Origin of the sequence: Nonomuraea sp. NPDC050227 (genome assembly GCF_044459705.1) — a bacterium.
Lineage (GTDB): Bacteria > Actinomycetota > Actinomycetes > Streptosporangiales > Streptosporangiaceae > Nonomuraea.
This window is the reverse complement of record NZ_JBITJF010000007.1, coordinates 74,301-96,123: the sequence shown is the minus strand read 5'-3', so window position 1 is coordinate 96,123 and position 21,823 is coordinate 74,301. Positions and strand designations below refer to the sequence as shown.

21 protein-coding genes are annotated in these 21,823 nt (G+C 70.8%); 12 read left to right on the top strand and 9 right to left on the bottom strand.

Going from position 1 to position 21,823, the window contains the following annotated elements:
* Positions 1-173: 173 nt before the first annotated feature.
* Positions 174-1,838 (top strand): energy-dependent translational throttle protein EttA, encoded by a 1,665-nt coding sequence (gene ettA, locus ACIBK9_RS27000; RefSeq protein ID WP_358294775.1) that lies wholly within the window; start codon positions 174-176, stop codon positions 1,836-1,838.
* 212 nt (positions 1,839-2,050) lie between these two features.
* Here ettA and ACIBK9_RS26995 read toward each other — a convergent pair whose 3' ends face one another.
* Positions 2,051-3,367: an MFS transporter gene (locus ACIBK9_RS26995; RefSeq protein WP_397161763.1), complete on the bottom strand. Its 1,317-nt coding sequence runs from the start codon at positions 3,365-3,367 to the stop codon at positions 2,051-2,053.
* Between the two features lie 168 nt (positions 3,368-3,535).
* On the opposite strand from ACIBK9_RS26995, the gene ACIBK9_RS26990 reads away from it, so the two are divergent.
* The 5 genes from ACIBK9_RS26990 (at position 3,536) to ACIBK9_RS26970 (ending at position 6,722) form a co-directional block, all read left to right on the top strand.
* Complete coding sequence (locus ACIBK9_RS26990) at positions 3,536-4,048, top strand: VOC family protein (protein ID WP_397161762.1); 513 nt, start codon at positions 3,536-3,538, stop codon at positions 4,046-4,048.
* 69 nt (positions 4,049-4,117) lie between these two features.
* The gene (locus ACIBK9_RS26985; RefSeq protein ID WP_358294769.1) at positions 4,118-4,525 is read left to right on the top strand and encodes a Zn-ribbon domain-containing OB-fold protein; all 408 of its coding nucleotides are present in this window, start codon (positions 4,118-4,120) and stop codon (positions 4,523-4,525) included.
* Entirely contained in the window at positions 4,522-5,649 is a 1,128-nt protein-coding gene (locus ACIBK9_RS26980; RefSeq protein WP_358294767.1) for a thiolase C-terminal domain-containing protein, read from the top strand. Before ACIBK9_RS26985 ends, ACIBK9_RS26980 begins: the two co-directional genes overlap by 4 nt.
* Before the next feature lie 114 nt (positions 5,650-5,763).
* A complete protein-coding gene (locus ACIBK9_RS26975; RefSeq protein ID WP_358294765.1) occupies positions 5,764-6,015 on the top strand; it encodes an SCO4226 family nickel-binding protein in 252 nt (83 codons plus the stop codon).
* Positions 6,016-6,242: 227 nt separating this feature from the next.
* A complete protein-coding gene (locus ACIBK9_RS26970) occupies positions 6,243-6,722 on the top strand; it encodes a hypothetical protein (RefSeq protein ID WP_387678979.1) in 480 nt (159 codons plus the stop codon).
* Between the two features lie 23 nt (positions 6,723-6,745).
* Here the strand turns inward: ACIBK9_RS26970 and ACIBK9_RS26965 are convergent, their stop codons facing one another.
* Together ACIBK9_RS26965 and ACIBK9_RS26960 are read right to left on the bottom strand one after the other, a co-directional pair.
* Positions 6,746-8,878 (bottom strand): acetate--CoA ligase family protein, encoded by a 2,133-nt coding sequence (locus ACIBK9_RS26965; RefSeq protein WP_397161761.1) that lies wholly within the window; start codon positions 8,876-8,878, stop codon positions 6,746-6,748.
* A gap of 3 nt (positions 8,879-8,881) precedes the next feature.
* A complete protein-coding gene (locus ACIBK9_RS26960) occupies positions 8,882-10,063 on the bottom strand; it encodes an acyl-CoA dehydrogenase family protein (protein WP_397161760.1) in 1,182 nt (393 codons plus the stop codon).
* A gap of 80 nt (positions 10,064-10,143) precedes the next feature.
* Here ACIBK9_RS26960 and ACIBK9_RS26955 point away from each other — a divergent pair, with 80 nt between their 5' ends.
* Positions 10,144-10,755 carry a TetR/AcrR family transcriptional regulator gene (locus ACIBK9_RS26955; protein WP_352322431.1) on the top strand — a complete coding sequence of 204 codons (612 nt, stop codon included), beginning with the start codon at positions 10,144-10,146 and terminating at the stop codon, positions 10,753-10,755.
* Here the strand turns inward: ACIBK9_RS26955 and ACIBK9_RS26950 are convergent.
* A complete protein-coding gene (locus ACIBK9_RS26950; protein WP_397161759.1) occupies positions 10,742-11,566 on the bottom strand; it encodes a MaoC/PaaZ C-terminal domain-containing protein in 825 nt (274 codons plus the stop codon). The two genes, ACIBK9_RS26955 and ACIBK9_RS26950, sit on opposite strands and share 14 nt — an antisense overlap.
* 1 nt (position 11,567) lies before the next feature.
* On the bottom strand, positions 11,568-12,467 hold the full coding sequence (locus ACIBK9_RS26945; protein WP_397161758.1) for an SDR family oxidoreductase: 900 nt from the start codon (positions 12,465-12,467) through the stop codon (positions 11,568-11,570).
* 76 nt (positions 12,468-12,543) lie between these two features.
* Between ACIBK9_RS26945 and ACIBK9_RS26940 the strand changes: the two genes are divergently transcribed.
* The 3 genes from ACIBK9_RS26940 (at position 12,544) to ACIBK9_RS26930 (ending at position 15,640) form a co-directional block, all read left to right on the top strand.
* A complete protein-coding gene (locus ACIBK9_RS26940; RefSeq protein WP_358294751.1) occupies positions 12,544-13,974 on the top strand; it encodes an MFS transporter in 1,431 nt (476 codons plus the stop codon).
* A gap of 77 nt (positions 13,975-14,051) precedes the next feature.
* Positions 14,052-14,435, top strand: coding sequence for an acyl-CoA thioesterase (locus ACIBK9_RS26935; RefSeq protein ID WP_397162086.1), 384 nt, complete (start codon positions 14,052-14,054; stop codon positions 14,433-14,435).
* A gap of 50 nt (positions 14,436-14,485) precedes the next feature.
* Positions 14,486-15,640: an MFS transporter gene (locus ACIBK9_RS26930; RefSeq protein ID WP_397161757.1), complete on the top strand. Its 1,155-nt coding sequence runs from the start codon at positions 14,486-14,488 to the stop codon at positions 15,638-15,640.
* Here ACIBK9_RS26930 and ACIBK9_RS26925 read toward each other — a convergent pair.
* The 4 genes from ACIBK9_RS26925 to ACIBK9_RS26910 all read right to left on the bottom strand — a co-directional run bounded on the left by ACIBK9_RS26925 (position 15,635) and on the right by ACIBK9_RS26910 (position 19,266).
* Positions 15,635-17,143: an alpha-amylase family glycosyl hydrolase gene (locus tag ACIBK9_RS26925; protein WP_397161756.1), complete on the bottom strand. Its 1,509-nt coding sequence runs from the start codon at positions 17,141-17,143 to the stop codon at positions 15,635-15,637. The genes ACIBK9_RS26930 and ACIBK9_RS26925 overlap by 6 nt on opposite strands.
* A 16-nt stretch (positions 17,144-17,159) precedes the next feature.
* A complete protein-coding gene (locus tag ACIBK9_RS26920) occupies positions 17,160-17,540 on the bottom strand; it encodes a globin (protein WP_352360551.1) in 381 nt (126 codons plus the stop codon).
* Between the two features lie 9 nt (positions 17,541-17,549).
* On the bottom strand, positions 17,550-18,437 hold the full coding sequence (locus ACIBK9_RS26915; RefSeq protein WP_352360549.1) for a mechanosensitive ion channel family protein: 888 nt from the start codon (positions 18,435-18,437) through the stop codon (positions 17,550-17,552).
* A 544-nt stretch (positions 18,438-18,981) separates the two neighbouring features.
* The gene (locus tag ACIBK9_RS26910) at positions 18,982-19,266 is read right to left on the bottom strand and encodes a hypothetical protein (protein ID WP_352360547.1); all 285 of its coding nucleotides are present in this window, start codon (positions 19,264-19,266) and stop codon (positions 18,982-18,984) included.
* Positions 19,267-19,538: 272 nt separating this feature from the next.
* Between ACIBK9_RS26910 and ACIBK9_RS26905 the strand changes: the two genes are divergently transcribed.
* Positions 19,539-21,095 carry an XRE family transcriptional regulator gene (locus tag ACIBK9_RS26905; RefSeq protein ID WP_397161755.1) on the top strand — a complete coding sequence of 519 codons (1,557 nt, stop codon included), beginning with the start codon at positions 19,539-19,541 and terminating at the stop codon, positions 21,093-21,095.
* Positions 21,092-21,580 (top strand): GNAT family N-acetyltransferase, encoded by a 489-nt coding sequence (locus ACIBK9_RS26900; RefSeq protein WP_358294741.1) that lies wholly within the window; start codon positions 21,092-21,094, stop codon positions 21,578-21,580. The genes ACIBK9_RS26905 and ACIBK9_RS26900 overlap by 4 nt, the downstream gene beginning before the upstream one ends.
* Positions 21,581-21,823: the final 243 nt, after the last annotated feature.

Sequence of the window (21,823 nt, the reverse complement as noted above, 5' to 3'; positions counted from 1 at the left end):
GTGTCATGGGTGATTCAGCGTGCGAGGGCGGCAAGGGAGGCGGCCCCGGGACGTCACGGCGTTCGGGGGAGGTGGGGTTGGAGGGGTGGGGGTGCAGGGGCGAGCGGGGACGGGCGGAGGTGAAAGGGGCTGGGCGGCGGAAGCCTGCGTGTGCAGCCTCTAAGCTAGGGAGCATGCCGGAGTACATCTACACGCTGCAGCGCGTGCGCAAGGCGCACGGCGACAAGGTTGTCCTTGACGACGTCACGCTGTCGTTCCTGCCCGGAGCCAAGATCGGTGTCCTGGGGCCGAACGGCACCGGGAAGTCGACGCTGCTCCGGATGATGGCCGGCCTGGAGCAGCCGTCCAATGGCGACGCCAAGCTGATGCCGGGCTTCACGGTCGGCATGCTCCAGCAGGAGCCGCCGCTCAACGAGGAAAAGACCGTTCTGGGCAACGTGCAGGAGGGTGTCGCCGAGACGATGGCGATGCTCGAGCGCTACAACCAGATCGCCGAGCAGATGGCCACCGACTACAGCGACGAGCTGCTGGAGGAGATGGGCAAGCTCCAGGACCAGCTGGAGCACCGCAACGCTTGGGACCTCGACAGCCAGCTGGAGCAGGCGATGGACGCCCTGCGCTGCCCGCCGCCCGACGCCGAGGTGAGCAAGCTGTCCGGTGGTGAGCGCCGCCGCGTGGCGCTGTGCAAGCTGCTGCTTGAGGCCCCCGACCTGCTGCTGCTCGACGAGCCCACCAACCACCTCGACGCCGAGAGCGTGCAGTGGCTGGAGTCGCACCTGGAGAAGTACGCCGGCACGGTGCTGGCCGTCACCCACGACCGGTACTTCCTGGACAACGTGGCCAACTGGATCCTGGAGCTCGACCGCGGTCGCTGCTACCCCTACGAGGGCAACTACTCCACCTACCTCGACATGAAGGCCCAGCGCCTCAAGGTCGAGGGCCAGAAGGACGCCAAGCGCAAGAAGCGCCTGGAGGACGAGCTGGAGTGGGTGCGCTCCAACCCCAAGGCCCGCCAGACCAAGAGCAAGGCCCGTCTCCAGCGGTACGAGGAGATGGCCGCCGAGGCCGACAAGTTCCGCAAGCTGGACTTCGAGGAGATCCAGATCCCGCCGGGCCCGCGTCTGGGCACCACGGTGATCAAGTCCGACCAGCTCACCAAGGGCTTCGGCGACCGCCTGCTGATGGAGAGCCTGACGTTCGACCTGCCGCGTAACGGCATCGTCGGCGTCATCGGCCCCAACGGCGTCGGCAAGACCACGCTGTTCCGCATGATCACGGGTGGGGAGACGCCGGACGCGGGGTCGATCACGGTCGGCGACACCGTGAAGATCTCCTACGCCGACCAGAGCCGGGGCGGCATCGACCCGAACAAGAACGTCTGGGAGGTCGTCTCCGACGGGCTCGACCACATCAAGGTCGGCAACGTCGAGATGCCGTCGCGGGCCTACATCGCGGCGTTCGGGTTCAAGGGGCCCGACCAGCAGAAGAAGGCGGGGGTGCTGTCGGGCGGCGAGCGTAACCGGCTCAACCTGGCGCTCACCCTCAAGCAGGGCGGCAACGTGCTGCTGCTCGACGAGCCGACCAACGACCTCGACACCGAGACGCTGTCGTCGCTGGAGAACGCGCTGCTCGACTTCCCGGGCTGCGCCGTGATCACCTCGCACGACCGGTGGTTCCTCGACCGCATCGCCACCCACATCCTCGCGTGGGAGGAAGGCTCGAACTGGTTCTGGTTCGAGGGCAACTTCGCCGACTACGAGAAGAACAAGATCGAGCGTCTCGGCGCCGACGCGGCCCGTCCCCACCGGGTGACGTACCGGAAGCTGCACCGGGACTGACATCTCATCCCGGCACCGGGACTGACGAACACGTCTTGTCTTGGCACTGGGACGGACGGACACGTCTCGTCCCGGCATCGGGACGAGCGTCTCATTCCTGCGACGAGCGGCGGGCCCCTTCGGGGGCGCGCCGCTTTCGCGTGTTCCGGCAGGGCCGATCAGTGTTCGGGCTCGGTTGGGACGGTTCAGTGTGTGGGCTCGGGTGGGATGGGTCAGCTTTCGGCCTCGGTGAGGGCGACCTGGACGGGGGTGGGGGCGGGGCGTCGCCATGGACCGTTGAACAGCAGGATCGCGGGGACGAACAGCACGAGGCAGCCCAGGGCCACGAACAGCCACGTCTGCCAGCTCGTGGCCGCCACGACGTGCGGGATGACCAGCAGTCCGACCACCGCGATCGCCTTGCTCAGGAAGCCGAACAGCCCCCAGGCCGTGCCCTGCAGGCGCGGGTCGGCGTCCTCGGCGTCCTCGGAGTAGTTGGCCATCCAGGGGGCGTAGGCGACGCCGAGTGAGCCGCCGAGCAGGGCGCCGACCACCATGAGCGTGCCGGTGGAGACGCCTTCCTGGCCGAGCGCGACGGCGAGGTAGGCGGTGACCAGCACCGCGGCGATCGTCCCGGCGAGCGAGAACGGCTTGCGCAGTTGCAGGCGGTCCGACAGGCGGCCGGTGACGATCAGCGTGACCAGGTTCAGGCTCCAGAACGCGGCCATGATCGTGGACGCCTGCGCGCTGCTGATGCCGAGCGCGCCCACCAGCATCGTCTGGCCGAACAGCGACAGCGTGATGTAGAGGACCAGCCAGAGCGAGATGCCGACGACGTGGGCCCAGATGTTGCGCCGGGCGAACAACGACCGGACGGTGGGCGGACGCCGCAGGTCGACGACCTCCTCGGCGGCCCGTTCGGTGTGCTGGATCCTGGCCCGCAGCTCGGGGGACAGGTCGGCGATGTTGAACGCGATGACCACGGAGATCACCAGCGAGAAGCAGCCCATGATGACGAACTGCGACCGCCACGACTCGTCGAAGATCGGCAGCGTCCAGCCGGCGACGGCGGCGGCCAGGAAGTTCGCGCCCACCGGGCCCCACGTCCAGAACCCGAACGCCTGCGCCCGTCCGAGCCGTGGCGAGAAGTCGCGGATCAGCGGCGCGGTGGAGGCCATGGCGACGCCGTCCACGAAGGCCAGCAGGATGCGGGCGATCAGCAGGTCGCGCGGGCTGTGCACGAGCGTCATGGCGAAGCAGCACACGGCGGTGAGGGCCATGAGCGGGATGAGCAGGCGGACCCGGCCGACCCGGTCGGTGAGCCGCCCGCCCAGGATGGAGGCCACGGCGCCGGCCACCGCGGCCGCCCCCGACACCGCGCCGTACGTGGCCAGGGACATGTTCAGGTCTTTGAGCAGCAGGGGTACGACGGGCGCGATCTGCCCTTCGTAGGAGCCGATGAGGATGGCCAGGACGGCCATGGTGAGGATCTTCATCCGGCGGGCGCCGGTCGGGTACTCGTCGAGCTCGCGGACGTAGGACAGCCTCATGACAAGCCTTTCTGTCGAGCCTAGGCCCCCCGTCATGAATTCTAGAAGCTAGCTCTAGAATCCATTTCTGAGATGCTGCTCCTCGCATCGGCCGGCGTCAAGAGTGCGTACCCGGTATCAGATGATTAGAATCAAATTCTAGGATTCGTTCGTAGTGAGGAGCCGGGCGTGGACCTGGAACTTGACGGCCTCGACGTGACCTTCGACCACACGGCCGTGGCCGCTCCCCGGATCAGGGACCTGCTGCCGATCTATCGCGACCTGCTCGGCGGTCGCCATCTGGGCGGCGGCGGGGACAACCGGATCAGCGGGTACCGCACGCTGCAGCTCACCTACTCCAACGGGAGCAAGGTCGAGCTCATGGAGCCGCTGACCGGGTCCACGTTCTTCGACAGCTTCTTCGAGCTGACGCGGGGGCGGGGCGGCGTCCATCATCTGAACTTCCACGTCGGGGACATGGACGCGGCGGTCGCCCGGCTCACCGGGCGCGGCTACCGGCTGCACGGGCTCAACCGGGCCGACGTGCGCTGGCAGGAGGTGTTCCTGCACCCCAAGGAGGCGCACGGCGTGCTCATCCAGCTCGCCTGCCCGGGGTTCCGTGACCCGGGCGAGGCCCGCCCGACGCTGGAGGAGGTGCTGGCGGGACGCGGCCGCAACGGCGACGGCATCCCCAGCCCCTGAGTCGCGGAGGCTTCCCCGGAACCGAACCTAGCTCTAGAGTGCAATTCTAGAACTAGAGTGGGGAGGCCCATGAAACCGGCACCGAAGCCAACGCCCGAGACCCAGCCGTTCTGGGACGGCACGGCCGCGGGGGAGCTCAGGATCCAGCGCTGCCAGACGTGCGCGCGGCACTACTTCTACCCCCGGCCGAGCTGCCCCCACTGCGGTGGCGGAGACGTGGAGTGGGTGCGCGCGACGGGCCGCGCGACCCTGTACTCGTACGTGATCAACCATCGTCCCGCGCCCGGTTTCGAGGCCGGCGGGCCCTACGCCATCGCCGTCGTGGAGCTGGAGGAGGGCGTGCGGATGATGACCAACATCGTCGGCGTGCCCAACACCCCCGAGAACCTGCCGCTGGACATGGAGCTGCGGGTGGTGTTCGAGCGGCGTGGCGACGTGCACGTGCCGCTCTTCGAGCCCGCGGAGGGCGCCCGATGAACATCGTGATCGCCGGGGCGGCCGAGACCGACGAGATCGGCCGCCTGCCGGACCGCTCCACCTTCCAGCTCCACCTGGAGGCCGCGCGCAACGCCCTCGCCGACGCGGGCATGACGAAACACGACATCGACGGCATCGCCACGGTCGGCACGCCCGGCCCGATCCAGGTCGCCCACGCCCTCGGCATCACGCCCTCCTGGCTCGACGGCACGGGCGTGGGCGGGTCGTCGTTCCTGTTCCACGTACGGCACGCGGCCGCCGCCATCCGGGCCGGGCTGTGCCGTACCGTGCTGATCACGCACGGCGAGTCGGGACGGTCGCGCGTCGGCGCCGGCCGGTGGGGGCTGGGCGCGGACTCGCTGCTCGGGCAGTTCGAGCTGCCGTACGGGGTGGTCGGGCCGCCGACGTCGTTCACCGTCACGGCGCTGCGCCACATGAAGGAGACCGGCCTCACCCACGAGCAGCTGGCCGAGGTGGCGGTCGCGCAGCGCCGCTGGGCCTCCAGGAACCCGCGCGCCATGTACCGCGACCTGATCACGGTCGAGGACGTGCTCGCGTCCAAGCTCGTCGCCTACCCCTTCCACCTGCTGGAATGCTGCCTGGTGACGGACGGCGGCGGCGCGCTGGTCGTCACCTCCGAGGAGCTGTCGCGCCGCCCGCCGGTGTACCTGCTCGGCTCCGGCGAGGCCATGGACGCGCCGATGGTCTCGCAGATGGAGGACTTCACCACCTCCAAGGGCTTCCGCCTGTCCGGCCGGGCCGCCTTCGCCGAGGCCGGGATCTCCCACGACGACGTCGACCACCTGATGGTGTACGACGCCTTCGCCCACGTGCCCGTCTACGGCCTGGAAGACCTGGGCTTCGTCGGCCGGGGCGAGGCTGGGGCGTTCATCGCCGAGGGGCACACCTCGCCCGGCGGCCGGCTGCCGATGAACACCAACGGCGGCGGCCTGTCCTACACGCACACCGGCATGTACGGCATGTTCGCCATCCAGGAGTCGGTGCGGCAGCTCCGGGGCGAGGCCGCGGCCCAGGTGCCGGACGTGGAGGTGAGCGTGGTGCTGGGCAACGGCGGCATGTTCGCCTCCGCCGCCACCCTCGTCCTGGCTTCCCGGTTGCCCTAGGTTCCGCGCACGGCCCTCCGGGCAGGCGAGCCCGGACGGGCCGATGGAACGGGATGGAACGGAATGGAACGCCTCTCCATCGGAAGCGGAAGATCCTGAGAAGAGGAGACGGCGATGCCGAAGTTCATGGACGTGCACAGTGGTTTCGTCGGCGTCACCGAGGAGCAGTTGCGCGAGGCCCACGAGCGGGACCTGGCGGTCGAGGGGGCCGAGGGTGTGCACTTCGAGCGGGCCTGGCTCGATCCGGACTCGGGCAAGGTGTTCTGCCTGTCGTCGGGGCCGTCGAAGGAGGCGGTGATGCGGGTGCACGAGAAGGCCGGCCATCCCACGACGGAGATCTACGAGCTGCCCATCGAGGTCGAGTAGCCACGACCCGGCCACCGGACCGGTGACGGCCGCCCGCGCTGCTGCGGACGCGGGCGGCCGCCACCGAGACGCCCCGACCCACGAGGCCCCGGGCGCGCGAGGTCGCGAAAACTGCCCAGACGGGCGAGGTCGCAAAAGACCGCCCAGGCGGGCGAGGGCGGGAAAAACCGTCCGGGCGGGCGCGTCGGGCGTCGGGCCGCGCGCGAGGGCCGTACTAGATTCGTCGGGTGAGCACGGGAGCCGCGCGCGGGGTGGGGCGGTTCGTCAACGGCGAGTCGGTCTACGGGACCATCCTGACGGCCGGCGTCGTCTCCGGGCTCTCGCACTGGATCGCCGACCCGGCCGAGCTGCTGGCCACCGCGATCGGCACGGTCATCGTGTTCTGGATCGCGCACGCGTTCGCCGAGATCGTCGGCGACCGGTCGCCGGACGTGCGCAAGGCGGTGCGGGGCGCGGTGACGCGGTCCACGGGCATGTTGTGGGGGCTGGTCCCGCTCACGGTGATCCTGTGCGTGGCGATGACCGGCGTGATGTCCGTGGACGCGTCGGTGTACCTGGAGATCGGCGTGTCGGTCGTCCTGCTCACCGTGCTCGGCTTCTTCGCGGCGGCGCCCAAGACCGACCGGCTCTGGATCCGGCTGCTCTGCGGAGCCGGCTCGGGCGCCCTGGGAGCCGTGATGATCCTGCTGAAGAGCCTTGACCATTGAGCAAGGGCGTCCGAGCCGACAGGTCAGGAGGGCGGCGGGCGCCAGGTGATCAGCGCGTCCAGGGCCTCGACGCGGGAGCCGGTGACCAGGAGCGGGTTGATCTCCAGGGACTCCAGGTCGTCGCCCAGGCTCTCGGCGAACGCGGCGATCCCGGCCACCACGTCGGCCACCGCGTCCAGGTCGGCGGGCTCGGTGCCCCTGGCGCCGTCCAGCAGGGCCGCGCCGCGCAGCTCGGACAGGGCCCGGCGGACCTCGCCGGCGTCCACCGGCAGTACGCGCAGGGCCGCGTCCCGCAGCACCTCCACCCAGACGCCGCCGAGCCCGACCGCCAGGGTGAGCCCCCAGGCCGGGTCGCGCACCACGCCCGCCAGCAGCTCGATCCCGCCGCCGCGCTGCGGCTGGACCAGGACGCCCGCGTCGGGGGCGTGCGCCCGCGCCGCGGCCACCACCTCCCGGTACGCCTGCCGCACCTCCTCCGGGCCGGACAACCCGAGCCGCACCCCGCCGATGTCGCTCTTGTGCCCGAGCCCTTCGGCGGCGGCCTTGAGCACCACCGGGTAGCCGAACCGCTCGGCCGCGGCCACCGCCGCCGCCTCGTCCGCCGCGGTCTCGGACGGCACCACAGGCAGCCCCGCGGCGGCGAGCAGGGCGGCTGCCCGGTGCTCGGCCCACACGCCGTGCGCCCCCTCGGGCGCGCCCCCCGATGCGCCCCCGGATGCGCCGGTGACCGCCGCCCGCCCGGCCGGGCCGCCGCCGGTCAGGGCCCTGCGGTGGGCCTCCGACCAGCGCACCGCCGCGCCGAGCGCGGTCAGGCCGTGCTCGATCCCGCCCATGACGTACGGGAAGCCGGTCTCCCGCTGCACCTGGCGTCCGAACTCCGTGACGTCGGTCAGCACGTTGCTCACCACCACGACCGGCACCGGCGACTCGGCGATGCGCCGCGCGCTGGCCTGGTACATGGCCAGGACGGGCGCGGGGTCCGCAGGGGCGATCCTGGGCGGTTCGGACAGCAGCATGACCAGGTCGATGCCGGGATCGGCGGTCACCGTCTCCAGCGCGCGGCCGAGCAGGGTGCGGTCGACGAGGACGTAGCCGGTGACGTCGAGCGGGTTCTGCACGGTGCCGAACGACGGCACGATCCCGGCCAGCTTCTCGACCGTCGCCGCGGCGAAGGGCGGCAGCTCCAGGCCCTCGTCCTCGGCCCGGTCCGCGATGATCTCGGACGCGCCGCCGGACGGGGTGACGACGCCCACCCGGCGGCCGGGCAGCGGTCCGGTGGCGGCCAGCAGCCCGGAGGTGATGATGAGGTCCTCCAGCGAGCGCACCCTGATCACGCCGAGCTGGCGCATGGCGGCGTCGATGACGTCGTCGTCGCCCACGAGCGCGCCCGTGTGGGCCTGCGCGGTGTGCGAGGCGAGCCGGCTGCGGCCGATCTTGAGCGCGACGATCGGCTTGCCCGCCGCCAGTGCCCGGCGGGCGACCCGGGAGAACTCGGCCGGGTTCCTGATCGTCTCCAGGAACAGGGCGATGACCCGGGTCGCCGGGTCGTCCACGAGGTAGTCGACGACGTCGGTGACCGTGACGACCGACTCGTTGCCCATCGAGGTCAGCAGGCTGACGCCGACGTTGCGGGCCTGGGCGAAGCCGAGCACCGAGCTGGCCAGCGCGCCGCTCTGCAGCACCACGCCGACCGACCCGCGCAGCAGCGGCTCGGGGATGGGCAGCCCGTACGGGGTCACGTCGGCGGCGGCGTTGATGTAGCCGTTGCCGTTCGGCCCGAGGATGGTCAGGCCGTTCTCGCGGGCGAACCCGGCGATCTCCGCCTCCAGCCGCGCGCCCTCCGCGCCGGCCTCCCCGAACCCCGCCGTGAGGACGACGTAACAGCCGATGCCCAGCTTGGCGCCCTCCTTCAGCACGCCGAGCACGGCGGCCGTCGGCACCATGACGTAGGCCAGGTCGACGGGGGAGGGGATCTCGGTCAGGCTGCGGAAGGCCGGCGACCCGTGCACCACCCCGCCCCTGGGGTTGACCAGGTGGACGGGCCCGGAGAAGCCGTGGGTGCGCAGGTTCAGCAGCGTGCTGACCGACCAGCCCGACTTGTCCGTGGCCCCCACCAGGGCGATCGAGCGCGGGTTGAACAGTGCCTCGACCGACATGGACTACTCTCCGATCAGGCCGAGCCTGGCGTGGCCCTTGATGAGGTTGCGGGCGATCGTGCGGCGCTGGATCTCGTCGGTGCCCTCGAAGATGCGCAGCAGGCGCAGCTCCCGGTACCACCGCTCGACCGGCAGCTCCTTGGTGTATCCCATGCCGCCGTGGATCTGCAGCACCCGGTCCACGACCTGGTTGGCCATCACGGCGCCGTTGAGCTTGGCGATGGAGGAGGCGTGCCGGGCGTCCATGCCCTGCTGCACCTGCCAGGCCGCGTGGAGGGTGAGCCACTTGGCCGCCTCGATCTCCACCTGGGAGTCGGCGATCATCCACTGGATGGCCTGGTACTCCGAGATCGTCCGGCCCATCGACTTGCGGATCTTGGCGTAGTCGATGGCTATCTGGAGCATGCGCTCGGCGGAGCCGATGGCACGGGCCGGGATCATGTACCGTCCTTGCCCGATCCACTGCATGGCAAGCTCGAAGCCCTTGCCGAGCTCGCCCAGGATGTTCTCCTCGGGCACCCGCACGTCCTGGAACACCAGCGCGGCCGGCCCCCACTCGCCCATGGTCGGGATGGGCTCGGACGTCCAGCCCATGTCCCGGTCGACCAGGAAGCACGTCACGCCGTGGCCCTCGGCCACCGCGAACACCATGACGAAGTCGGCCTCGCTGCCGCCGGTGATGAACGTCTTCTCGCCGTTGATCACCCACTCGGCGCCGTCGCGGGTGGCGCGGGTGCGGATGTTGCGGGCGTCGGAGCCGGCGCCCGGCTCGGTGATCGCGAAGCAGGACCGCCGTTCGCCCTCGATGGTGGGGACGAGGTAGCGCTGCTTCTGCTCGTCGGTGCCGGCGTAGAGGATGTTGTCGGCGCTGCCGCCGAAGGAGAAGGGCACGAACGTGCGGCCCATCTCCATGGCGATGATCGCCGACATGATCGGGCCGAGCGCCGCGCCGCCGTACTCCTCGGGGGTGTTGATGCCCCAGAAGCCCGACTTCCTGGCCTTGGCGCGCAGGTCGCGCACGACCTCCGGGTCGAGCCCCGGACGCCCTTCGCGCTCGTTGCGCAGGACCTCCGGCTCCAGCGGCATGATCTCTTTCTCGATGAAGGCACGCACGGTGTCGCGGATCTGCCGTTCCTCCGGGCTGAGCGAGAAGTCCACGGCCGCCTCCTGAATTTCTAGAATCATTCTCTAGTACGCGATTCTAACCCCCGCGCGGCACTGGTCAAGAATCAGATTCTAGAATTCGGCGGGATAGAATGCCTGGCATGGCACGCAAGTCCTCGTGGGAGTGGAGCCGTACGGCTCAGACGCGCAAGAGCATGTTGCAGGCGGCCCGTGAGGTCTTCAGCGAGCACGGCTTCGCCGACTCCAACGTCTCGGAGGTCGTGGCCCGCGCCGGCTCCAGCGTCGGCAGCCTCTACCACCACTTCGGCGGCAAGACCGAGCTGTTCCTCGCCCTCTACGAGGACCACCAGGCGGCCCACGAGCAGGCGTCGGCCGCCAGCGTCGCCAAGGCCAAGAAGGAGGGCGTCAGCGACCCCGTCGAGCTGCTGATCGCCGGGGCCCGCGCCTACCTCGACGGCGCCTGGGACCGGCGCGACCTGGTCCGGCTCTTCATCGACGGCGACGGCCCGCCCGGCTTCGAGCTGATCCGCCGCACCCGCGGGCGCGAGTGGGTGCGCCAGAACGCCGTCCTGCTCGGCGCCGGGGGAGACCCCCTCGACCGGTTCACGGTCGCGGTGCTGACCAGCATCATCGGCGAGGCCGCCCGCGAGGTCGCCACCTCCGACACCGAGGAGGAGGCCAGGGAGATCATCGAGGCGGCGATGAAGCTCATCCACCGCCTCGATCCCCTCAGGGGGCTCAGCGACGACTGATCGTCGCCCGGCCGCGGTCGATCACCACCGTCCCGTCGTCCTTGGCGGTGCGGAACAGCACGTCGTCGCCGTCGGCCCAGATGGAGACGGTCAGCGGCTCGCCGGGGAACACCGGGCTGCTGAACCGGCCGGACATCGCCCGGAACCGCGACGGGTCCGACCCGGCGAGCGTGTGCAGCAACGCCCGCCCGGTCACCCCGTACGTGCACAGCCCGTGCAGGATCGGCCGGTCGAACCCGGCCCTGGCGGCGAACTCCGGATCGCTGTGCAGCGGGTTGCGGTCGCCGGACAGCCGGTAGAGCAGCGCCTGGTCCGGCCGGGTCGGGTAGGTCACCTTGTGGTCGGGCGCCCGGTCCGGGACCGCCCACTCGTCGCGGGGCCCCCGGTCGCCGCCGAAGCCGCCCTCGCCCCGGATGAACACCGAGCTGCGCGAGGAGATCACCAGCTCGCCGGTCTCCAGGTCCACGGCCCTGGCCTCGGTGGTCACCAGCGCGCCCGAGCCCTTGTCGTAGATGCCGGTCACCTTCGACGTCGTCCGTACGCCGCCCGCCGGCGGCAGCTCGCGGTGCAGCTCGAAGCCCTGCTCGGCGTGGACCAGCAGGGCCGGGTCGAAGTCGCCCAGCCGCCGCCCCGGCGACTGCGCCGCCAGCACCGCGAACGTCGGCAGCACCCGCTGCCCCTTCTCGGTGGCGAACTCCAGCTCGTCGAGGCCCGAGCCGACGCCGAGCGCGTACAGCATGGTGTCCTGGGCGGTCCAGGCGCGCTCGCGGGCCGGGCCCTCGACGCCGATCAGCGAGTGGTCGAGCGGCATGTCAGTCCTCCCGCCCGGGGACGCGGCCGTTGGTCAGGGCGTTGGGGGCGGCCTTGTCCACCAGGGCGGGGATGACCGCGCCCAGCTCGGCCGGGTCCCAGCGGCCGCCCTTGTCCACCCCGGGGCCGGCGTGCCAGCCCTCGGCCACGCTGATCATGCCGCCGCGCACGTTGAACACCCGTCCGGTGACCCCGCGCGCCTCGGCGCCGGCCAGCCAGACCACCAGCGGCGCGATGTCGTCGGGGTCGGCGCCCGTCGCCCCGGCCGGGATCAGGTTCTCCGTCATGCGGGTGAGCGCGGCGGGCGCGATGGCGTTGACCGTCACGCCGTAGCGCTCCAGCTCCCTGGCGGCGATCACGGTCAGCCCGGCGATGCCCGCCTTGGCCGCGCCGTAGTTCCCCTGGCCCGGATTGCCGTAGATGCCGGAGGACGACGTCGTGTTGATGATCCGGGCGTCGACCCGCTCGCCTGACTTGGCCCTGGACCGCCAGTAGGCGGCGGCGTGCCGCAGGGGCGCGAACGTGCCGCGCAGGTGCACCCTGATCACCGCGTCCCACTCGTCGGCGGTCATGTTGACCAGCATCCGGTCGCGCAGGATCCCGGCGTTGTTGACCAGCACGTGCAGGTCGCCGAAACGCTCGACGGCCGCCCCGATCAGGCGCTCGGCGCCGTCGAAGTCGGAGACGTCCTCGCCGTTGACGATCGCCTGGCCGCCCATGGCCTCGATCTCGGCCACCACCTCGGCGGCGGCCCCGGACGAGCCGGTGCCGTCCACCTCCGCGCCCAGGTCGTTGACCACCACCTTCGCGCCCTGTCTGGCGAACTCCAGGGCGTGCCCGCGCCCGATGCCCCTGGCCGCACCCGTGACGATCACCACGCGACCTTCGACGATCCCGCTCATCCGACACCTCGATCCTTGACCGGCCGATGACTTGAACTGGATTCTAGTATCAAAATCTAGAAAGGACAGGCCCTTGGTGACGACGACCACCGCTCCCGTCGGCCACGCCTGGCGCACGCTCTCGGTCGTGAGCCTGGCCAGCGTGCTGACCGGGCTGGGCGGCAGCGCGATCAACGTCGCGCTGCCCGAGATCGCCCGGCACACCGGGGCCGACGCCACGGCCGCGGGCTGGATCCTGCTGGGCTTCCAGTTGACCACGACCGTCCTCATGGTGGTGTTCGGCCGGTTGGCGGACATGTTCGGCAGGCGCAGGATGTACCTGATCGGGTTGGCCGTCTACACCGGGGCCGCCCTGCTCGCCGGACTGGCTCCCGGCGCGTGGGTCATCGTGGCCATGCGGGTCGTGCAGGCCGCCGGCGCCGCGATGTTGCTCACCAACAGCGCCGCCCTGGTCAGCGACGCCTTCCCGCGCGAGCGGCTGGGCGAGGGCATGGGCGTCTACGTGGCCTCCTTCTCCATCGCCGGGCTGATCGGCCCGACGCTCGGCGGCGTGCTCGCCTCGAACCTGGGCTGGCGCTGGGTGTTCTGGTTCAACGTGCCCATCGGGGTGGTCTGCCTGGTGTGGGGCGCGCTCACGTTGCGGCGGGTCGAACCGGCCGGGCGCGAACGCGGGCTCGACCTGCCGGGCAGCGTGCTCGTGCTGGTCACGCTCGGCGGGCTGCTGCTGGCGTTGTCGGAGTTCGGCAGGCTGGGGTGGGGGCATCCGGTGGTGGCCGCCGGGCTCGCCGCGTTCGCCGTGGGGTTGCCGCTGTTCGCAGCCAGGGAGCGGCGGGCCGCCCATCCCGTGGTGGACCTGCGGCTGTTCCACGACCGGGCCTTCGCCTTCGGCACGCTCGCCTCCTTCCTCAACGCCGTCGCGCGGATGGGCATGGTCTTCCTCGTCGCGCTCTACTTCCAGGCCGTGCGGGGGGACGATCCCGTACAGGCCGGGCTCAAGGTGCTGCCGCTGGCGGTGGCGGCCATGGTCGCGTCGGTGACGTCGGGCTTCCTCCAGCGGCTGACCAGCGCGCGCACCCTCGCGGTGGCCGGGGCCGCCACCACGACCTGCGGCCTGCTGGCGCTGCTCGGCACGATGTCGGCGACCACCCCGTACCCGGCGGTGGCCGCCGGGCTCGTGCTCATCGGGCTCGGCTCGGGCGTCTTCCTGCCCTCCAACACCACCGCCATCCTGGACGGCCTGCCGTCCGAACGTCTCGGCATCGTCAACGCCATGCGCCTCATGCTCCAGAACACCGGCAACGTGGTCGGCACCGGCCTGGTGCTGTCGATCATCACCGCGCCGCTGCCCGCCGCGCTGCACCGGCGCGTCTTCGCCGGGACGCTGTCGCAGCTCTCCGGCGACGCGGTCGGCCTGCTCGTGACCGGTTACCGCTGGGCGCTCACCTGCATGGCCGCGATCTCGGTGCTGACCGTGCTGGCCTGCCTGGCCCGCCGCAAGGCCCGGTGACCAGCGGGCCGGACGGTACGGGTACCGTGGCGGACGTGGCAGAACCCTCCGCGGCGCACCGGCACGTCTTCCTCCGCATGGTCAGATTCGCCGACATCGACTCCCAGGGGCATGTGAACAACGTGCGCTTCCTCGACTACCTGGAGGACGCCCGCTTCGGCATGTTCGCGATCGATCCGGTCAGAGCGGGCGAGGCGCCCTTCGGAGGGCTCGTGGTCACCCGCCACGAGATCGACTACCGCCGCCCGCTGGGCCTGCGCCCCGAGCCGGTCAGGGTCGAGACCTGGGTCACCCAGCTCAGGCCGGTCCGCTTCACCCTGGCCTACGAGATCCGCGACGACGACGAGGTCTACGCGACCGCCACCTCGGTGATCGTGGCCTACGACGTCGAGCGGGCCGCGCCGCGCCGGCTCAGCGAGGACGAGCTCGTCCTGCTCAAGCGTTACGCGGCCCAGGGCTGACCGCCCTGGAACCGCAGCCGCCCTCCGGTCCGGGCAGGAAGCGCTGGCTGATGCTCGCACTGGGGGTCAACGCCCATGCGAGCGTCACCTTAGGACTGTTCGGCCTGCCTCTCGTCATGCCGGAAATTGAGCGACATTTCGGTGTTCCGCTGGCAGTGGCCGGAGTCATTGGAAATGCCCCGGGAATCGGCGTTCTGGTGGCGCTCGTCGCCTGGGGCGCGCTGGCCGACCGGCACGGCGAGCGCCTGGTGCTCGGCATCGGCGTGAGCCTGGCGGCCGTGCTGCTCGCCGCCGTCGCCTTCGCCGGGCCAGCCTGGGCGGTCATCGCGCTGCTCGCGCTGGCGGGCGCGGCCGGGTCGGCGGCCATGGTCGGCGGCGGCCGGATCGTCCTGCGCTGGTTCCAGCCGCCCGAGCGCGGGGTCGCCATGGGCCTGCGCCAGGTGTCCTACACCCTCGGCATGGCCGTCGCGGCGTTCGTGCTGCCGCCGGTCGCGCGGGCGCACGGGCTGCCCGGCGTGCTGCTGGTCTGCTCCGCCGTGAGCCTGCTGGCCGCCGTCCTGGCGGCGCTGTTCCTGGCCGAGCCGCCGCACTCGATCGCCGGGGGGAGCGCGGGGCCGGCGCGGTCGCCGTACCGGCAGCCGGCGCTGTGGCGGGTGCACGCGACCAGCGGGCTGCACGCGGTGCCGCAGATCGTGGTCAGCACGTACGGCGTCACCTGCCTGGTCGGCCTGTACGGCTGGGACGCCGTGGCCGCCGGCCAGCTCTTCGGCCTGTCGGCCGTCGCCGGGGCCGTGGTCCGGGTTGCCGTCGGACGCTGGTCCGACCGGGTCGGCCTGCGGATGCGTCCCCTGCTGCTGCTCACCTGCGCCTGCCTGGCCGTGCTCGCCCTGCTGGTCGTGGGCACGGCGACGGACAGCCTGCTCGGCCCGGTGGCGCTGGCCACGGCCTCGGTGCTGACCGTGTCCGGCAACGGGCTGGCCTACCTGAGGGCGGGCGAGCTGGCCGGCCCCGCCTGGGCGGGCAAGGTGCTCGGCACCCACAACACCGTCCAGAACGTCGTCGCCCTGGGCGTGACGCCGCTGGCCGGGGCGCTGATCACCGGGGCGGGGTACTGGGCGGCGTACGCGGCCGGCCTGGCCTGCGCGCTGGTGTCGCTGCCCGTCATCCCCGTCCGCGGCGAGCAGCGGGCCGGTTCTCGGTCATGACTCCCGGCGCAGCCACACGGCGGTGTCCGGCGGCAGCGTCCCGGCCTGGACGGGGCCGCTGGACAGCAGCACCGCGTCGTGCGCCGGCAGCCGTACGGGCTCCATCCCGCAGTTGATCGCGCAGATCAGCGGACCCCGGGAGAAGAAAAGCGCTCCTTCGGGGGAGTCCAGCCACTCCAGGGTGTAAGGAATCGCACCCGCCACCTCGCGGCGGCAGGCCAGGGCCCGGCGGTAGAACTCCAGCGTCGAGTCCGCGTCGCCCTCCTGCTTCTCGGCCGTCAGCTCGGCGAAGGCGGCCGGCTGCGGCAGCCAGGGCCGCACGCCGGGCGGCGAGAACCCGTAGGAGGGCGACTCCGCCGACCACGGCAGCGGCACCCGGCAGCCGTCGCGGCCCGGCAGCTTGCCCTCCGACTGGAAGAACACCGGGTCCTGCCTGGCCTCGGCCGGCAGGTCGGTCACCTCCGGCAGGCCCAGCTCCTCGCCCTGGTAGAGGTAGGCCGAGCCGGGCAGCGCCAGCATCGTGAGCAGCGCCGCCCTGGCCCGCGCCAGGCCCGTGCCGGGATCGGCGGTCTCGTAGCGGGTGCGATGGCGTACGACGTCGTGGTTGGACAGCACCCAGGTCGCGTACGGGACCGAGGCCAGGGTGTCGTCGATCACCTTCTTGAACGCGGTCGGCGACCACGGCGCCTGCAGCCAGGCGAAGTTGAAGCTCTGGTGCAGCTCGTCCGGGCGTACGTAGAGGGCGAGGTCCTCGGCGCTGTCGGTCCAGACCTCGCCGACGGCCATGCGCTCACCGGGGTAGGCGTCCAGCACCTTGCGCCAGTCGCGGTAGACGCCGTGCACCTCCGGCTGCCCCCAGACCGGCGAGACCGACGTGAACGACTGGTCGCCGACGTCGGGCAGCCCCTCGGCCTTGTACAGGCCCATCGCCACGTCGATGCGGAACCCGTCCACGCCCTTGTCCAGCCAGAAGCGCAGGACGTCGAGGAACTCCGCGTGCACCTCGGGGTTGCGCCAGTTGAAGTCGGGCTGTTCGGGGGCGAACAGGTGCAGGTACCACTGCCCGTCGGGGACCTGGGTCCACGCCGGGCCGCTGAACGTGGACTGCCAGTTGTTGGTCGTGTCGCGGAAGATGTACCGGTCGCGTTTCTCGCCCCGCAGCGCGGCCTGGAACCAGGGGTGCTGGGCGGAGCTGTGGTTGGGGACGATGTCCACCAGCACCTTCAGCCCGTGCCCGTGGGCCTCGGCCACCAGCGCGTCGAAGTCGGCCAGCGTGCCGAACAGCGGGTCGACGCCGCGGTAGTCCGCCACGTCGTAACCGCCGTCGGCCATCGGAGAGGGGTAGAACGGCGTCAGCCAGATGGCGTCGACCCCCAGCCTCCTCAGGTACGGAATCCGCTCCCGCACCCCGGCCAGGTCGCCGACGCCGTCTCCGGAGGCGTCGGCGAAGCTGCGAACGTAGATCTCGTAGACGACGGCATCACGCCACCAGGGGATATCCATGTGGGCGTCATGCCCGTTATGTCGGCGAGTTCACCAAGCTGTGGGCCGCGTAGACCAGATAGTCCCAGAGCCTGCTCGCCTGATCGTCGGGCAGGCCGAGCGAGTCGACCGCGTCACGCATGTGCCGCAGCCAGGCGTCGCGCTCGGCCTCCCCGATCACGAACGGCACGTGCCGCATGCGCAGCCGGGGATGGCCGCGCTCCTGGCTGTAGGTGTTGGGGCCGCCCCAGTACTGGATCAGGAATCCGCGCAGCCGGTCCTCGGCGCCCGTCAGGTCGGGCTCGGGGTAGAGCGGCCGCAGCAGGGGGTCTTCCGCGACACCTTCGTAGAAACGGTGGACGAGGCGGCGGAAGGTCTCCTCGCCGCCTACGGCGTCGTAGAAGGAGGTCTCTGTCACGTTCTCACCTTATGCAATGGCGACCATGGGGATTCCGGCGGAGTCCAGGGCGGCCTTCACCCTGAGCCGGATCTCCCGGGCGACCTCGGCCTGGCGGGAGGGCAGCGTCTTGGCGGTGATGCGGAACACCAGCGCGCTGTCGGACAGCTGCTCCACGCCGTACACCTGGGGCTCCTCCACGATCACGCTCTCGCGGAACTCGGGATCGGCCCAGATCTCCTCGGCCACGATCTCCAGCGCCGCGCGTACGGCGGTGATGTCGGCGTCGTAGGCCACCGGGACGTCGAAGTAGGCCCGCGACCAGCCCTGCGACTCGTTGCCGACGCGGGTGATCGTGCCGTTGCGCACGTACCAGACGCGGCCGTCGGCGTCGCGCAGCCGGGTGACCCGCAGGGTGACCGCCTCGACGGTGCCGACGGCGGCGCCCGCGTCGATCACGTCGCCCACGCCGTACTGGTCCTCCAGCAGCATGAACATGCCGGCGATGAAGTCCTTCACCAGCTCCTGCGCGCCGAAGCCGATCGCCACGCCCAGGATGCCGACGCTGGTCAGCAGGGGGGCGATGGGGATCGTCAGCCGGTCGAGCACGGTGAGGATCGCGGTGCCGAGGACGACGATGGAGGCGATGTGCTTGAGCACCGATCCCATGGTCTCGGCCCGCTGCTTGCGGCGCTCGTGCAGCAGCGCGTCGATGCCGTCGGTGGCCGCGTTGCGGCGGAACCTGTTGGCGAGCGAGCCGCCGGTGGCCGCCCGGTTCACCACCTTGGTGATCACCCGGTGCGAGATGTTCCGCACGACGAACCCGAGCACCAGGATCAGGACGATGGTGATGAAGCTGGCCAGCAACGGCGCCCAGGAGGCGTTGTCGAGCCAGTCGACCAGGGGACCACAGAACACCGTGTCACCTTGACAGGCTTGCGCCATCTGCGAGCTCACTTTGTCCAAGTCCTGCACGAGCGACGAATCTGCCGGCGTGGGCGTAGGCGATGGCCCTGGTGTCACCAACAGGAACACTGGGTGGATTCCCCCTCAGGAAGCGGTTCGGTCAGCGGCAAATCAGTCCAATTGGATCTAAAAATACCGCTGACCGAACCGGCCGCCGTCACATCACGCCGGGGAAGACGGGGTCGCCCGGTCTCTGGGCCGCGGAGGGAGAGACCGGACGCTCCGATGACGGTCGGCTCGGACGGGCCACACACCCGGAAGCATGGCCCGTGCCGGTTCCAAGGGGGGAGGTGATCCCCCCGGCACCCGGCGGGCGCACCCGCCGGGCTGATCTGCGCGCACGGGCGTACGCCCGCGCGAAGGGGCCGGAACCGGCGGGACGATCAGGGGCCCGGCAACCCGGACGCCCTCCGCACCGATCGTCCCGCCGGCCCCGCGGGGCCGCCGTGGGGGCGGTGACCCGTGGTGGCTGCGCTCCACCCGGATCACCGCGTGGTCACTCTCCCACCGCGGCGAGCACGCGTGCGACCTTGGTCGCGGCACCGGCCGGGTCGTCGGCCGTGTGCATGGGTTCGCCCCAGGACCAGCAGTACCACCAGTCGGGAAGGTCCGAGGCGTTCGCCGGGCGGCAGGTGACGTTCTCGGACAGGCTCGTCGCCTTCGGGTTGATGACGCGTACGAACTGCCGGCCGCTCTGGGTCTGCACCACTCGTGCGAGCAGACCGCGAGCGCCGAGCTCGGATACGAGGCGCTGCAGATGTCCGATCTTGTCGTCCGTCACCTTCTCGTCCTCCTTGGGAATCGTTGCTGGTGGGCCAAACATGGCTCAAGTCAACAGCACACGCAACGCCACTCTGCTGATCACAGGGAGTGGCTATTCCCTCATGGGTTGTAAGAAACAGTCCCTCGGAGGACGATCCTTAACCGTAGGCTTGATGAGCACGTTTCCAAACAGCTCTCACTGCTTCATAGTCATCTCTAGGCGAAGAGCTACCTGAGGGCTACGCTGAGTCACCAGTCTTGACGGGTCGAGACATCGGGAGAGGGGCCGGGATGTCCGGCAGGCAGCACAGGGAAACGGAGATCGCCCGGCGGATCAGGGCCAAGGGCCTTGCCACCGGGCGCACCTCCGCCCAGATAGCTGAAGAGATCCACGAGGCGTGCTCGCCGCAGTTCAGCACGACCCGCATCAAAGCGCACCGCCTGTCCTACGGCATCGCGCTGGCGGACGTGATCGAGCAGGTGCGCGCGTTGTTCGAGCGCGACGCCAAGGCGCCGCCGGGCATCGGCGAGACGTTGCTGTCGGCGTACGAGAGCGGGCTCAAGCGGCCGGGCCCCGAATACCTCCACTACCTGTGCTCGGTCTACCGGGTCGAGCCCATCGAGCTCGGCTTCGACGGGCCCTGCATCTGCGGCCACGGCCACCGGATGCCCGGCGTGCTCAGCGAGCCCGTCGGTCGTGTGCCGGGGTCGGCGTCGCTCCCGCGCGACCTGGTGATCCATCCGATGACCGTCGAGGCCGACGCCCAGGAGGACGAGAACATCCTGCGGCGCACGTTGTTAAACCTGCTCGACACCGACGTCTCGTTCAAGCAGCAGTTCGACGGGCCGGTGCTGGGGGCGTGCGAGGGCATCCGGCGGCGGATGGACGAGACGCTGGTCTCGGCCACCGTGTCGGGCGGCATGCTCGACCAGTGGGAGGAGGCGACGCTGGCCTTCGGCCGCCAGTACACCACGACGCCCCCGCTGCGGCTGTTGTGCGACGTGCTGCTGGAGCTGAGCGCGGTCCGCACGGCGTTGTCCAGGCGTCAGCCGATCGACCTCCAGGACCGGTTGTGCCGCATGGCCGCGCAGCTGGCCGGCCTGAGCGGCATGGTGATGATCAACCTGGGCGACCACCGGCTGGCGCGGTCGTTCTTCCGCACCGGCCGCATCGCCGCCGACGAGACCGGCGACCGCGCGCTGCGGGCCTGGATCACGGCCAGGGAGTCGCTCGTCCCCCTCTACTACGGCGACGCCCGTGAGGCGCTCAACCTGGCCAAGAAGAGCCGCGACCTGGCGGGCGCCACGCCGTGCGTGGCCCAGGCCATGGCGCCGGTCGTCGAGGCGCGGGCCCTGGCCATGCTCTCGGGCACCGACAGCAAGAAGGAGGTCGTCGACCAGGCCAAGCGCGCGCTGGCCCGGGCCAGGAGCGCCTTCTCGCACATGAAGAGCGAGGAGCAGGAGGACATGGCCTTCGGCTACACCGAGAAGCAGCTCTACTTCTACCAGGGCGACGTGCTCACCAAGCTCGGCCAGACCATCGAGGCCGAGGTGGTGCTCGACCAGGCGCTCGGCAAGTACGAGGACCACGTCCTCGATCAGACCCTGATCAGGCTCGACCAGGCCCAGTGCCGCCTCCTGGAGGGTGACATCGACGAAGCCCTACAAATTGGTACGAACGCCTTGCGCAATCTGGGGGATGAATACCTTACGGACCTCATCATCCGCCCAGCGCTCGCGTTGGAGCAGCAGATCATGAAGAAGGACGACAAACATCAGATGCTGGCTGAATTCAGCGCCCAGCTGCGGCGTCGGAAGTTGGCCCAGAAGGAAGGGAGCGGTGGATGACGTTGAAGATCCGGCGGTACCGCTGGTCCGATCTCGACACCATCCTCGCGCTGCACCGGATCTGCCTCGCCGAGGTGGGTCTCCAACCCGGCGACGGCGTCTACTACGACGACGACTTCCCCCGCATCCAGGAGATCTACCTGGCCTGCGGCGGTGACTTCATCGTGGGCGAGACCGGCTCGCGGGTGGTCGCCATGGGCGGCCTGAAGCCCGTCGACCGGGAGACCGCCGAGGTGTGCAGGCTCAGGGTCCATCCCGAGTTCCAGCGGCGCGGCTACGGCGGCGTCATGCTCTCGGCCCTCGAAGACCGCGCCCTGGAGCTCGGCTTCAGCAGCCTGCGCGGCGACACCACGCTCAACCAGGGCGCGGCCCTCGCGCTGTACGCCCGTCAGGGCTGGCGTGAGCTGTCGCGCCGCCAGGTGGGCGACCTCGTCGTCATCTACGGCGAGAAACGGCTGGCGCGCACGCCGGCCATGGAGCTCTAGCTCCGGCGACGACGCCGCGGTCCGACGCTTCCGGATCCGGCGGCCACGCCCCATCCCCTCCTGGGGCCATGGCTTGTTTCCCCTTTCCGCCCCCGCGGCGTTCCTGCGACCTCTACGCTCAGGCGTGACCACACCGCCGCGCGATGATCGCAGAGAGTGACGGTCTCCGGGGCGAGGCATCGGCCCGTTCGCACGGTACGCGCACGCGTCCGTACGCAGTGCGAATGTGGAGAGCTCGGCCGT

Coding starts and splice junctions, on each gene's coding strand:
- ACIBK9_RS26900 (WP_358294741.1), top strand. CDS start 21,092: ATGACGTTGAAGATCCGGCGGTACCGCTGGTCCGATCTCGACACCATC.
- ettA (WP_358294775.1), top strand. CDS start 174: ATGCCGGAGTACATCTACACGCTGCAGCGCGTGCGCAAGGCGCACGGC.
- ACIBK9_RS26975 (WP_358294765.1), top strand. CDS start 5,764: ATGCCGAAGTTCATGGACGTGCACAGTGGTTTCGTCGGCGTCACCGAG.
- ACIBK9_RS26980 (WP_358294767.1), top strand. CDS start 4,522: ATGAACATCGTGATCGCCGGGGCGGCCGAGACCGACGAGATCGGCCGC.
- ACIBK9_RS26935 (WP_397162086.1), top strand. CDS start 14,052: ATGGTCAGATTCGCCGACATCGACTCCCAGGGGCATGTGAACAACGTG.
- ACIBK9_RS26955 (WP_352322431.1), top strand. CDS start 10,144: ATGGCACGCAAGTCCTCGTGGGAGTGGAGCCGTACGGCTCAGACGCGC.
- ACIBK9_RS26925 (WP_397161756.1), bottom strand. CDS start 17,143: ATGGATATCCCCTGGTGGCGTGATGCCGTCGTCTACGAGATCTACGTT.
- ACIBK9_RS26930 (WP_397161757.1), top strand. CDS start 14,486: ATGCTCGCACTGGGGGTCAACGCCCATGCGAGCGTCACCTTAGGACTG.
- ACIBK9_RS26960 (WP_397161760.1), bottom strand. CDS start 10,063: ATGATTCTAGAAATTCAGGAGGCGGCCGTGGACTTCTCGCTCAGCCCG.
- ACIBK9_RS26945 (WP_397161758.1), bottom strand. CDS start 12,467: ATGAGCGGGATCGTCGAAGGTCGCGTGGTGATCGTCACGGGTGCGGCC.
- ACIBK9_RS26995 (WP_397161763.1), bottom strand. CDS start 3,367: ATGAGGCTGTCCTACGTCCGCGAGCTCGACGAGTACCCGACCGGCGCC.
- ACIBK9_RS26965 (WP_397161761.1), bottom strand. CDS start 8,878: ATGTCGGTCGAGGCACTGTTCAACCCGCGCTCGATCGCCCTGGTGGGG.
- ACIBK9_RS26905 (WP_397161755.1), top strand. CDS start 19,539: ATGTCCGGCAGGCAGCACAGGGAAACGGAGATCGCCCGGCGGATCAGG.
- ACIBK9_RS26950 (WP_397161759.1), bottom strand. CDS start 11,566: ATGCCGCTCGACCACTCGCTGATCGGCGTCGAGGGCCCGGCCCGCGAG.
- ACIBK9_RS26985 (WP_358294769.1), top strand. CDS start 4,118: ATGAAACCGGCACCGAAGCCAACGCCCGAGACCCAGCCGTTCTGGGAC.